This is a genomic window from Zoogloea sp. (assembly GCF_041904905.1).
Classification (GTDB): domain Bacteria; phylum Pseudomonadota; class Gammaproteobacteria; order Burkholderiales; family Rhodocyclaceae; genus Zoogloea.
The window spans coordinates 41908-53244 of sequence record NZ_JAYRMI010000025.1 but is presented as its reverse complement, the minus strand read 5'-3'; the positions used below and the strand labels follow the sequence as shown (position 1 = coordinate 53244).

Below are 11337 nucleotides of genomic sequence, written 5' to 3'. Positions count from 1 at the left end.
GGCTCTACTCGGTGCCCTTCACGCTGGTGGGCAAGCGCCTGTGGCTGCGCGCCACCGACAGCGTGGTGACGGTGTATCAGGACTTCCAGCCGGTGGCCGTCCATGCCCGTAGCCGCCGGCCCGGCGAACGACGCACCGTGACCGACCACCTGCCGCCGGAGGCCCGGACCTTCTTCGCCCATGACCGCGCCTGGTGTCTGCAGCAGGCCGCCGGGGTCGGGCCGGCCTGTGCCCGGCTGATCGAGCGGCTCCTCTCGGACCGCGTCTCCGAGCGCCTGCGGGCGGCCCAGGGGGTGCTGCACCTGAAGGCCAAGTACGGCGCCGAGCGGCTCGAGGCGGCCTGCGAGCGGGCCCTGGCGCACGACAGCCCGCACTACCGCACCGTCAAGACCATCCTCGCCGGGGGGCACGATCTGGCACCCGCCGCAGCGGCCCCTCTGAGCACACCCTACGCCGGTGGGGCCCGCTTCGTCCGCGGCGCCGCCGATCTCTTCGCCGACGAACCCCCTTCGATTCACTGACCCGATGCCACTCCGGCATCCCCACCCAAGGAGCTTCACCATGAACCCCGCCACCGAACTGGCCCCGCAGCTCAAGCAGCTGCGCCTCTCGGGCATCCTCGACTCCCTCGATGCGCGCAACCGCCAGGCGATCGACGCCAAGCTCGCCTACACCGAGTTCCTCGCCCTCTTGATCCAGGACGAGCTGGCCCGACGCGAGCAGAAGAAGTTCGCCACCCGGCTGCGCCGCGCGGCCTTCCGCGCCACCAAGACGCTGGAGGGCTTCGAGTTCGACCGGCTGCCTTCGACCAACCGGGCGCTGGTCCATGACCTCGCCACCGGCCGCTACATCCACGAGAGGGCCCCGGTGCTCATCGTGGGCCCCTGCGGCACCGGCAAGAGCCACCTGGCCCAGGCGCTCGGGCACTGCGCGGTGCGCCAGGGCCAGGACGTGGTCTTTGCCTCCTGCGCCCAGCTGCTCGCGGGCCTCAACGCGGCCCGGGCCATCGGCAACTACGAGCGGAAGCTCCAGCAGCTGGCCCGCGTGCCGCTGCTGATCATCGACGACTTTGGCCTGAAGCCGCTGCGCGCCCCGGCCGACGAGGATCTGCATGATCTGATCGCCGAGCGCTATGAGCAGGCGGCCACCGTGGTCACCAGCAATCTCGACTTCACCGAGTGGGACCAGGCCTTCCCGGGCAACCGCCTGCTGGCCTCCGCCACCGTCGATCGGCTGCGCCACAACGCCTATTGCCTGACACTCGACGGGGCGTCCTACCGTGCGCCCCGGCAGGGCCCGAACAAGGCCAAAACGGCGCTTGCCAGCACCCCGAAAAACCATCACTCTTGAACCCCCGAAGACGTCCGTCAGAGACGATTCAAACTGGCTCCTATATGCCGGTCAGAGGTGGCTCTATTGTGGCGGTCAGTGACATGATGTAAGCTCCATGCCCGGCGCATCGACGGCAGGAACCAAAACCCGCCCTCGCCGCTCCGACATGACCCACCCCATCGAACCGAGCCGCCATGCCCTCCACCCGCCTCCATCCAGCCCTCGGCGCCCTTGCCCTGGCCGCCGCCCTGCCCGCCGTGGCCACCGACCGGATCGACCACCAGACCGAATCCGCCGTCCCCCACATCCGCAACCTCTACGGCTTTGGCGTCGGCGTCATGCCCGCCACCTCCGGCTCCGACCAGCTGCGCACCCGGGTGCTGCCCATCGTCCAGGCCAGCTACGGCGACCGCTTCTACATCAACGCCCTGCGCGCCGGCGTGTGGCTGCTCGACTCCGACGACAAGCGCCTGCGCTTCGGCCTCTCCGCCGACGCCCGCTTTGGCTGGAAAGCCGAAGACGGCCGGCGCACCAAGGGCATGGACGACCGGGATTTCGGCATCGACCTGGGCCCCACCCTGCGCTGGCAGACCGACTACGGCACCCTCAACGCCCAATGGGGCTTCGACGTCACCTCGGTGAGCAACGGGCAGAACGCCCAGCTGCAGTTCGTGCGGGCCCTCGTCCGCGGGCAGGGGCTGCGCGTGAGCGGGCTGGTGGGCGTCACCTGGAACAACCGCAAGATGAACAACTACTACTTCGGCGTCGCCCCCGCCGAAGCCACCCCCGACCGCCCCGCCTACACCGCCAGCTCGGGCACCCAGCTCCAGGCCGGCATCAACGGCGCCTGGAGCACGAGCCCCGGCGGCTCGGTGCTGTTCGGCCTGACGCTCACCCGCCTCGGCGGCACCCAGGCCGACAGCCCCATCGTCGAGACCCGCATCCAGCCCCTCGCCTACGCCGGCTACGGCTGGAGCTTCTAAGCCCTCGCCCGCCGCCCCTCACGCCCCCTTGGCCCGCGGCCCGTAGGCGCAATAGCCCGGCCGCGGCCCCACCTGCGGGTGCTTGCGGCAGGTATCGGGGCGCCGCTCATACACCGTGCAGCGGCGCGTACCCGCATCCAGAAACAGGCAATCCCCGCTGGCCCGCCGGGCCAGGGTAAAGATGCTGTTGCGAAAGTTGAAATGCCCCACCAGCCCCGCCTTGGCAAGCCGCCGGGCGATCTGCTTGGGCGCCTCATGCTCCGCCTCGAAAGCATCCACCACCTCCAGGCGCACCAGATCCGCCAGCCGAACCTCCACCGGCATCGTGCAGCAATGGGCCGCGCAATCGTTGCACAGGCCGCTGCGATAGCGGGTCCAGGTATCCAGACGATCCACGTCCACGTTGAAGAAACCGGGTGCAGCCATACGATTCACGCCGCCAGGGCGCCAGGGTGACGACAAGGGGCACGAGGATAGGACGCGAAAGGCCCGCCGGCAACCCGCTCGCCCCCTTGCACCGGCGCCGCACCGGTCGAACTTTGAAGAAAACGGCCAACCCCGGCCACGCGGACGCCAAGGCGCCACCGCCATGCCCCCGCGCCACTTCACCGTCACACCCGACGACATCGCCGCCTATCTCGATTACCGCTGCGCCCGGGCCCGCCACGACGCCCTGACGCTTGGCGGCGGCCTCGCGCTCACGGCGGGCATCGCAGTCGGCATCACCGCGAGCCTGCTGAGCGGCGCCCCCTCGTCCGCCTGATCTGCGGCGTAATCCCCGCGGCCCTCGTGCTCTACAACGCCCTGCGCCAAACCAACCCCACCCGCTGGCGAACCAAACTGGCGAAGTGGCACATCCCCGACCGCATCCCCACCGGCCCGATGACCCTCACCACCCACGACAAGGGCGTCTCCCCGCCCCCCGACCACAAGCCCACCCTCCCCAACGGGCAGACCGGCGCCACACTGCAGGCGCCCGCCGCCGAAGACGTCGGCCGGGCCCTCGTCGGCGTGGCCCGCACAACCCGCCACCGCTTCGCGCGCCTGCGCTTCCACCACGCCTGGGCGATCCCCCTCCACGCCCTGCCCCCCGCCCACCGCACCGCCCTGCTCGCCGAACTGGACGCGCACCGCCTCCCCCACCACAACCAGCACCAAGCCCCTCCCGAGCAGCAAAGCGCGCATCAACACGCGCCCCACGCCCAAGGCAGCCGCGCCGAATTCCACCCCCGCAGCCCAACACCCGCCCCGCGCCGCCTCCCCTCGTCAGGCCAAGCACAAGGCAGACGAGCCGACGTCCGCAGTCCCTGCTGCGGCGAGTCTGGTTTCTGTTTGCCGGCGTTTGGTTTCCGTTCACCGGCCGTTGGTTTCCAATCCGGCAGAAACAGAAACCATTCCTGCCCGATTGGTTTATGTTCTTGCCGGATTGGTTTCCGTTCACACGGCGATGGCTTCTACTGTGGCGAGATTGGTTTCTTAGCCGCAGGGAACGGTTACTGTTTTCGGTAGCGCACCTGCCACGCCGGCCGGGTTGGCGCCACTTGCCGCGGGCTCGCCTTGCTATGGAAGGCAGATGGGGCGCGAGGCGCACCGAACATGAAGTTGGCCCTGTGGCTGCGGGCCAACCCCGAAAAAGCTCGTACCGCTCACGCCAGGGCTCCCGCAGCCACCCATTATGGATTCACGTCTTTGCTGCATCATCAGTTGCAGACCTCGAAGAAACAAAGGGATGCGAAGTCATGAAGGCTGCGAAACGATTGGAAATCAATCCAATACGGGTAGCTGCGGCAGCCCTGCCGCTCATGCCCCCTCATTTTTGGAATGCTGTCCTGCTGCCCATTCTGTGCAGATAACCGTGGCATACACCTAGGACTCCAAGATAAACTAACAACTGGGGGCGGGTTCTTCCTCTTGCTAACGCGAGGGCGGCTCTAATAAATAACGGCAACCGCCGTTGCGGCTCTTCACGATCCCGCTGATTCCGCAAGGAATATCTTTCACTTTCATGCTTTCCCGCCCCCTTACTCTAGCCTCGAGGAATCCATGAAAGACAGTGTTTGGTTCACATACAAAGCACGAATACAGGCGGCAGAGCGCCTATCCAGTAATAATTTCCATTCTCAGGCTCTTCTTGTCTGGTATGCATTTTTTAGCGCTGCGTTAGCCATTGTGACGATTCGATATCCGAAAATCGTCGGCGAAGACACAGATCTTTTCTCCGCAGTTCTAGGAGTGGGGTTGCTAGTAGTCTCAATGTTCGTTACCAGCCAAGATTTTCGCGGACGCGCAATTTCCATGCGATCCAACTACATCGCTCTTCAACTTCTTTACAAGTCACTAGCTGGAAATACACCCAACTTAGACCAAATCACCAGATACAACGAACTACTATCTTCAGTCGAAAATCATAGCGAAATGGACGACAAGCAATTTCGAGTTTTTCAAAATGGGCTAACAACAAGAATGCCGAGCCGTTACGAAAAAATTGAAGTTCACGCATACATGGCCCTTCGCGCCACGACTCTTACACTTTTGTACGCAGCCCCCTTCGCCTTGGTACTTTTATCGTAGCAACTATGAGCGCCAGCAAGCATTTTACAAAACGATTCCGCGCAAAAAACTTGCGCCAACTATTTACCGATAAAATACGAAACACTTCCACAGTAGGAATTGATAGGATGCGGCCCTCTAAGCTGCATACGACGCTCAATCAAGAGATCTCAGTCATAACAAGCAAGGTCGCTAACAGCACCTACAAATTCACAGCCTACAAGCAAAAATTGATCTCCAAGGGTGCAGGCCACACCCCGCGCATCCTGTCCATCCCCACCGCTCGTGATCGGATCGTATTACGTGCGCTTTGCCAAGCACTGCAAGACGTCTTTCCAGATGCAACCCCTAGCATCCCCCAAATCAAGATTGACGCGCTTAAGGAAGCACTAAATTCTGGAAAATTTCATGAGTTCGTCCGACTGGATCTGCGTAATTTCTATGGAAGCATTTCGCACACCGTTCTTTACAGGTCGCTAACCAAACGAATCCGCAAGAAGGCATTCCTCCACCTGATCCAGAGCGCAATCAAGACAGCGACCATACCAGACGGCTCTGCCTCTGCGACAGCACCTTCGAATTCCTTAGGCGTCCCCCAAGGACTTGCGATTTCAAACCAATTGGCCGAAATATCGATTAAGGAAATTGACGACGCTATCGCAGCAAGGGACGACATCGCCTACTTTAGATATGTTGACGACATTTTAATTCTATGCTCTTCAGGCAATGCAAAGGCGGTAGCTCAGGACGCAATAAATCACCTAACAGCGAGGGAGTTCCAGCCTCACGAATTGTCCGCACCAAACTCAAAGTCTCGAATCGGCTCACTCAGCGAACCCTTCACATTCCTCGGCTACCAAGTCCACAACGCAAAGCTCTCCGTTCGCCGGGAAAGCATCCATAAATTGGAGTCAGCACTTGCAGCCATCTTTACCAATTTCCGGTACAAGATGGAGCTCGCAAGAACGCCAGAACAACGGGACGCAGCGATACGAATTTGCCAGTGGCGCCTGAACCTCAAGATCACCGGCTGCGTCTATGAAGGCGCGCGGCGCGGCTGGGTCTTCTACTTTTCACAGATCAATGACACAGCATGTCTAAGATCGCTGCAGAAAACGGTAATGACGTTGATTCAGCGGTTCAGCGTAACCGGCTTGATTAGCCCTAAGTCGTTTCTAAAAACATTTTACGAGAGCCGACGCAAGGAAAAATCATCACACACATACATTCCAAACTTCGACACAATGGACGTAAGCGAAAAAAAAGAGGTTTTGACTATCTTCCTTGGCAAGGCCAAAGTAGCCCCCCTATCGGACAAACGTGTAGAACAGCTGTTCTCCATGCGCATTCGACACGCCGTAAAGGAGCTGGAGGCTGACCTAGGATCATTGTCTTAACGAGAAAGGGGTCGCCAAGCAAGCACAAACACCTGCTTCCAGAGCAAATCAAGCATCCCTGCACGACTTGATGCGCATAACCATTCAGACGCACACCACAACAGAGCTACCGCTGCAATTTTGTAGAAACTGCCCAAAAATGTAAAAAGCCGCTTCACGCAAACATGCGGGAAGCGGCTTAGAATCTGGTGGCCAGTCGCGGAATCGAACCACGGACACGCGGATTTTCAATCCGCTGCTCTACCAACTGAGCTAACTGGCCTGAGAGAGCGCGCATAATAGCCCTCTACTGGGGGCTTGTCAAATAATTTCGACGATATTTTTGCAGGCGGGGATTCAGGGTGACGGGGGGCGTTCGCCGGTGGGGGTGGGTTCGTCTTCGGGGCGACTGCGGGGGAAGACGACCTGGGCGATGGTGCCCTTGCCGCTGGGGTTGGGGATGAGGCTGACGGTGGCGCGGTGGAGGTCGGCGATCTCGCGGACGATGGGCAGGCCGAGGCCGGAGCCGCTCTCGGTGCTGCCGAGCACCCGGTAGAAGCGCTCGAAGACGCGCTCGCGGTCGGCTTCGGGCACGCCGATGCCGGTGTCTTCCACTTCGACGATGGCCCGCTCGGTGGCGATGGTGCGCACGGTGACGCAGCCGCCTTCGGGGGTGTATTTGATGGCGTTGTCGATGAGGTTCTTGAGCAGCTCGCCCAGCAGCACCGGGTTGCCGTCGATGATGAGCGGCTCGCCGGTGGTCTCGAGGCCGAAGTCGATGTTCTTCTGGCGGGCGCGGGGCACGAAGTCGCTGAGCATGTTGCGCAGCAGGGATTCGAGGTCGACCCGCTCGACGGCGTAGATCTTCTCGTAGCTGGCTTCGGCGCGGGCCAGGGAGAGGAGCTGGTTGATGAGGTGGCCGGCGCGCTCGGCGCTCTGGGAGATCTGCACCAGGGAGCGGTGGACCTGATTGGGGTCGGTCTCCATCAGCGCGAGGTCGGTCTGCATGCGCAGGCCGGTGAGGGGGGTGCGCATCTGGTGGGCGGCGTCGGCGATGAAGCGCTGCTGGGCCTGCAGGTTTTCCTCAAGCCGGGCCATCATGTCGTTGAAGGCGATGATGAGGGGGCGCACCTCTTCGGGCACGCCGGAGACGGAGATGGGCGACAGATCCGACGGGCGGCGCCGGCGGATGAGGGTCTGCAACTGGTTGAGGGGGGCGATGCCGCGGGAGAGCCCGAGCCACACCAGGATCACCGCGATGGGGATGATCGCGAACTGGGGCAGCAGCACGCCGGTGACGACCCGCGAGGCGAGGGTGCTGCGCTTGTTGCGGGTTTCGGCCACCTGCAGCAGCACCAGCCGGCTGGGCGCGCCATCCACCGGCTGGAGGAACTGGTAGGCCACCCGCACCTCTTCGCCGGCGATCTGCTCGTCGCGGAACATCACCAGATCGGGCTCGACGTTGTCGGGGGCGGCGATGGGCGGGATGTCCTTGTCGCCGGCCAGCAGCTCGCCCTTGAAGCCGAGCACCTGGTAGTACACCGTGTCGTCTTCGTCGGCGCGCAGGATGAGCCGCGCCGGTGCCGGGAAATTGACCCGGGCGAGGTTGCCCTCGACCTTCACCAGCCGGGCGATGGCCCGCACGTTGACCGCCAGCGCCTGGTCGTAGGGCTGGTTGGCGATGCTGTTGGCGACGTTGTGGGTGACGATGATGGAGATCGGCCACAGGAACAGCAGCGGCGCGAGCATCCAGTCGAGGATCTCGCCGAACAGCGAGTTGAAGGCCTTGCCGTCGGCGGCGGCATCCTCGGCGGCCGCCTTGCGCCACCTAGGCGACCACATCCGGCTTTTCCAGGCAGTACCCCAGGCCGCGCACGGTGACGATCTGCACGCCGCTGTGCTCCAGCTTCTTGCGCAGGCGATGGACGTAGACCTCGATGGCGTTGTTGGAGACTTCCTCGCCCCAGCCGCACAGGTGGTCGACCAACTGCTCCTTGCTCACCAGCCGGCCGGCGCGCAGGAGCAGGACTTCCAGCAGGCCCACCTCGCGGGCGGAAAGCTCGACCACCTGGCCGTCGATCTTGACCACCCGGTCGGCCTGATCGTAGGCGAGGCGGGCGTATTCGATGCAGCGGGCCTGGCCGGTGCCGCGGCGGGTGAGGGCGCGCACGCGGGCTTCGAGTTCGGGCAGGGCAAAGGGCTTGGTGAGGTAGTCGTCGGCGCCGGCATCGAGCCCGCGCACGCGATCCTCGACGCCGTCCTGGGCGGTGAGGATGAGCACCGGCATGGTGCACTTGCGGCTGCGCAGGCGGCGCAGCACCTCGATGCCCGAGAGCTTGGGCAGGCCCAGGTCGAGGATGAGCAGGTCGAAGCTCTGCCCGAGCAGCGCGGCGTCGGCTTCGGCGCCGTTGGGCACGTGATCGACGGCGTAACCGGCCTTCTTGAGCGCCCGGGTCAGGCCATCCGCAATGATGAGGTCGTCCTCGGCCAACAGAATCCGCATGGTCTTTTTGTTCGAAGCTGAGGTGTAAGTTTTGAGTAAGCGGCCGCCGGCATAGTGCAACCGCTGTTCTCCTTTTACTCGGTCTCGGGGGCGATGGCGTGGCGCAAGCCGCGGCAGAGCCTCGGGGGATTGGGCCGCCCGACGGGCCACTCCCCCGCCGTCTTTTTTCCGCTCCGGGCCGGAAGCAGCATCCGCCACCGCCGGGCCCAGCCGGCCGCGTGGCAGGCATCTCCAGACCAGCCACCGCGCCGCAGCGCCCCCGTATCGACCCGATACAATTCCGATACAAATCCGCTCGAGTCTAGCACAGGGTGTGTCATGTCACGTTGACCGCGCCCGACCTGAGCGCGGCCCGCGACAAGCGCAGGCGTGCCGCAAAAAACAAATCCCCGCCCTGCGGATTCCACAGGACGGGGATCGGGGTTCGGCGCCGGCCGATGGTCGGCCGGCTTCGAGGGGCCCGGGCGGGCGAATTACATGCCCATGCCCATGCCGCCCATACCGCCCATGCCACCCATGTCGGGCATGCCGCCGGCCGGCTTGTCTTCAGCCAGTTCGGCAACCATGCAGTCGGTGGTGAGCATCAGGCCGGCCACGGAGGCGGCGTTCTGCAGCGCGGTGCGGGTGACCTTGGTCGGGTCCAGCACGCCCATTTCGACCATGTCGCCGTACACATCGGTGGCGGCGTTGTAGCCGAAGTTGCCGGAGCCTTCGGTGACCTTGTTCACCACCACGGAGGCTTCGGCGCCGGCGTTGGCGACGATCTCGCGCAGGGGCTGTTCCATGGCGCGCAGCACGATCTTGATACCGGCGTCCTGGTCGTGGTTGTCACCCTTCAGGCCGGCCAGGTTGGCGCGGGCACGCAGCAGGGCCACGCCGCCGCCGGGGACGATGCCTTCTTCAACGGCGGCACGGGTGGCGTGCAGCGCGTCTTCGACACGGGCCTTCTTTTCCTTCATTTCGACTTCGGTGGCAGCGCCAACCTTGATGACGGCAACGCCGCCAGCCAGCTTGGCAACACGCTCCTGCAGCTTCTCGCGGTCGTAGTCGGAGGTGGCTTCCTCGATCTGGACACGGATCTGCTTGACGCGGGCTTCGATACGCTCGGCAACGCCGGCGCCGTCGATGAGGGTGGTGTTTTCCTTGCCCACTTCGATGCGCTTGGCCTGGCCCAGATCTTCCAGGGTGGCCTTCTCGAGGGTCAGGCCGACTTCTTCGGCGATCACCTGACCGCCGGTCAGCACGGCGATGTCTTCCAGCATGGCCTTGCGACGGTCGCCGAAGCCCGGGGCCTTGACGGCGCAGGTCTTGAGGATGCCGCGGATGTTGTTCACAACCAGGGTGGCCAGGGCTTCGCCATCGACGTCTTCGGCGATGATGAGCAGCGGGCGGCCAGCCTTGGCGACTTGCTCGAGCACCGGCAGCAGATCGCGGATGTTGGAGATCTTCTTGTCGAAGAGCAGGACGAACGGGTTGTCGAGGACGGCAACCTGCTTGTCGGGGTTGTTGATGAAGTACGGGGACAGGTAGCCGCGGTCGAACTGCATGCCTTCGACGACGTCGAGTTCGTTCTGCAGGGACTTGCCGTCTTCAACGGTGATGACGCCTTCCTTGCCGACCTTTTCCATCGCGTTGGCGATGATGTCGCCGATGGAGGAATCGCTGTTGGCGGAGATGGAGCCGACCTGGGCGATTTCCTTGTTGGTGGAGCAGGGCTTGGAGAGCTTCTTCAGCTCTTCCAGGGTGGCGACGACAGCCTTGTCGATGCCGCGCTTCAGGTCCATCGGGTTCATGCCGGCGGCGACGAACTTCATGCCTTCGCGGACGATGGACTGGGCCAGCACGGTGGCGGTGGTGGTGCCGTCACCGGCGATGTCGGAGGTCTTGGAAGCGACTTCCTTGACCATCTGGGCGCCCATGTTGGCGAACTTGTCCTTCAGTTCGATTTCCTTGGCGACGGAGACGCCGTCCTTGGTGACGGTCGGGGCGCCGAAGGAGCGCTCGAGCACCACGTTGCGGCCCTTGGGGCCCAGGGTGACCTTGACCGCGTCGGCCAGGACGTTGATGCCTTCGACCATGCGGGCACGGGCGGAATCGCCAAACTTGACTTCTTTAGCTGCCATTGTGTGTTTCTCCGGAATTCTTTAAATGAGGTTGAAAGACGCGGACGGCGAGGTTTATTGAACTTCCTTCGCCCTATCGGGCTGCGGTGCGAACGCCTTCGGGCGGTCGCGCGGCGTTCATGCCTCGAGCACGCCCATGATGTCTTCTTCGCGCATCACCAGCAGTTCCTGACCATCGACCTTGACGGTCTGGCCAGCGTACTTGCCGAACAGGACGCGGTCGCCAACCTTGACATCCATCTTGCGCACTTCGCCGCTCTCGAGGATCTTGCCGTTGCCGACGGCCAGCACTTCGCCCTGATCGGGCTTCTCGCCGGCGGAGTCGGGGATGACGATGCCGCTGGAGGTGGTGCGTTCGGCTTCAACACGCTTGACGATCACGCGATCATGCAAGGGACGGATTTTCATGTAGAGATCTCCTGCTTGGTTCAATCCGGGCCGGAGCCCGCCAGAAAAAACTTGGCCAGCAA

At 63.4% G+C, this 11337-nt stretch carries 11 protein-coding genes, 1 tRNA gene and 1 pseudogene; 7 read left to right on the top strand and 6 right to left on the bottom strand.

Translation table 11 applies throughout. The features are described 5' to 3' along the window. The 3 genes and pseudogenes from ACE3N6_RS09315 to ACE3N6_RS09305 all read left to right on the top strand — a co-directional run. A pseudogene (locus tag ACE3N6_RS09315) lies at positions 1 to 521 on the top strand (IS21 family transposase); the annotation flags it as partial. 40 nt (positions 522 to 561) lie between these two features. Further along, entirely contained in the window at positions 562 to 1350 is a 789-nt protein-coding gene (gene istB, locus ACE3N6_RS09310; protein WP_374245046.1) for an IS21-like element helper ATPase IstB, read from the top strand. A gap of 176 nt (positions 1351 to 1526) precedes the next feature. After that, complete coding sequence (locus tag ACE3N6_RS09305; protein WP_374245044.1) at positions 1527 to 2315, top strand: MipA/OmpV family protein; 789 nt, start codon at positions 1527 to 1529, stop codon at positions 2313 to 2315. A gap of 18 nt (positions 2316 to 2333) precedes the next feature. On the opposite strand, the gene ACE3N6_RS09300 is transcribed toward ACE3N6_RS09305, so the two are convergent. Next, the gene (locus ACE3N6_RS09300; RefSeq protein WP_374245042.1) at positions 2334 to 2741 is read right to left on the bottom strand and encodes a YkgJ family cysteine cluster protein; all 408 of its coding nucleotides are present in this window, start codon (positions 2739 to 2741) and stop codon (positions 2334 to 2336) included. Positions 2742 to 2904: 163 nt separating this feature from the next. Between ACE3N6_RS09300 and ACE3N6_RS09295 the strand changes: the two genes are divergently transcribed. The 4 genes from ACE3N6_RS09295 to ACE3N6_RS09280 all read left to right on the top strand — a co-directional run bounded on the left by ACE3N6_RS09295 (position 2905) and on the right by ACE3N6_RS09280 (position 6262). Further along, positions 2905 to 3078, top strand: coding sequence for a hypothetical protein (locus ACE3N6_RS09295; protein WP_374245040.1), 174 nt, complete (start codon positions 2905 to 2907; stop codon positions 3076 to 3078). A 26-nt stretch (positions 3079 to 3104) separates the two neighbouring features. Beyond that, complete coding sequence (locus tag ACE3N6_RS09290; protein ID WP_374245038.1) at positions 3105 to 3824, top strand: hypothetical protein; 720 nt, start codon at positions 3105 to 3107, stop codon at positions 3822 to 3824. Positions 3825 to 4358: 534 nt separating this feature from the next. Next, complete coding sequence (locus tag ACE3N6_RS09285) at positions 4359 to 4886, top strand: SLATT domain-containing protein (protein WP_374245036.1); 528 nt, start codon at positions 4359 to 4361, stop codon at positions 4884 to 4886. 5 nt (positions 4887 to 4891) lie between these two features. Then, on the top strand, positions 4892 to 6262 hold the full coding sequence (locus ACE3N6_RS09280; RefSeq protein WP_374245034.1) for a reverse transcriptase domain-containing protein: 1371 nt from the start codon (positions 4892 to 4894) through the stop codon (positions 6260 to 6262). A 186-nt stretch (positions 6263 to 6448) separates the two neighbouring features. Here the strand turns inward: ACE3N6_RS09280 and ACE3N6_RS09275 are convergent. The 5 genes from ACE3N6_RS09275 to ACE3N6_RS09255 all read right to left on the bottom strand — a co-directional run bounded on the left by ACE3N6_RS09275 (position 6449) and on the right by ACE3N6_RS09255 (position 11275). Beyond that, a tRNA-Phe gene (locus tag ACE3N6_RS09275) sits at positions 6449 to 6524 on the bottom strand. A 74-nt stretch (positions 6525 to 6598) separates the two neighbouring features. Then, on the bottom strand, positions 6599 to 8083 hold the full coding sequence (locus ACE3N6_RS09270) for a sensor histidine kinase N-terminal domain-containing protein (protein WP_374245032.1): 1485 nt from the start codon (positions 8081 to 8083) through the stop codon (positions 6599 to 6601). Further along, a complete protein-coding gene (locus ACE3N6_RS09265) occupies positions 8070 to 8744 on the bottom strand; it encodes a response regulator transcription factor (RefSeq protein ID WP_153163178.1) in 675 nt (224 codons plus the stop codon). Before ACE3N6_RS09265 ends, ACE3N6_RS09270 begins: the two co-directional genes overlap by 14 nt. A 473-nt stretch (positions 8745 to 9217) precedes the next feature. Then, entirely contained in the window at positions 9218 to 10867 is a 1650-nt protein-coding gene (gene groL / locus ACE3N6_RS09260; protein ID WP_284186790.1) for a chaperonin GroEL, read from the bottom strand. Positions 10868 to 10984: 117 nt separating this feature from the next. Then, positions 10985 to 11275, bottom strand: coding sequence for a co-chaperone GroES (locus ACE3N6_RS09255; protein WP_153163176.1), 291 nt, complete (start codon positions 11273 to 11275; stop codon positions 10985 to 10987). Positions 11276 to 11337: the final 62 nt, after the last annotated feature.

What these genes read in the sequence shown, in the direction of transcription:
- istB (WP_374245046.1), top strand. Translation starts at nt 562, where the DNA reads ATGAACCCCGCCACCGAACTGGCCCCGCAGCTCAAGCAGCTGCGCCTC.
- ACE3N6_RS09305 (WP_374245044.1), top strand. Translation starts at nt 1,527, where the DNA reads ATGCCCTCCACCCGCCTCCATCCAGCCCTCGGCGCCCTTGCCCTGGCC.
- ACE3N6_RS09300 (WP_374245042.1), bottom strand. Translation starts at nt 2,741, where the DNA reads ATGGCTGCACCCGGTTTCTTCAACGTGGACGTGGATCGTCTGGATACC.
- ACE3N6_RS09295 (WP_374245040.1), top strand. Translation starts at nt 2,905, where the DNA reads ATGCCCCCGCGCCACTTCACCGTCACACCCGACGACATCGCCGCCTAT.
- ACE3N6_RS09285 (WP_374245036.1), top strand. Translation starts at nt 4,359, where the DNA reads ATGAAAGACAGTGTTTGGTTCACATACAAAGCACGAATACAGGCGGCA.
- ACE3N6_RS09280 (WP_374245034.1), top strand. Translation starts at nt 4,892, where the DNA reads ATGAGCGCCAGCAAGCATTTTACAAAACGATTCCGCGCAAAAAACTTG.
- ACE3N6_RS09270 (WP_374245032.1), bottom strand. Translation starts at nt 8,083, where the DNA reads ATGTGGTCGCCTAGGTGGCGCAAGGCGGCCGCCGAGGATGCCGCCGCC.
- ACE3N6_RS09265 (WP_153163178.1), bottom strand. Translation starts at nt 8,744, where the DNA reads ATGCGGATTCTGTTGGCCGAGGACGACCTCATCATTGCGGATGGCCTG.
- groL (WP_284186790.1), bottom strand. Translation starts at nt 10,867, where the DNA reads ATGGCAGCTAAAGAAGTCAAGTTTGGCGATTCCGCCCGTGCCCGCATG.
- ACE3N6_RS09255 (WP_153163176.1), bottom strand. Translation starts at nt 11,275, where the DNA reads ATGAAAATCCGTCCCTTGCATGATCGCGTGATCGTCAAGCGTGTTGAA.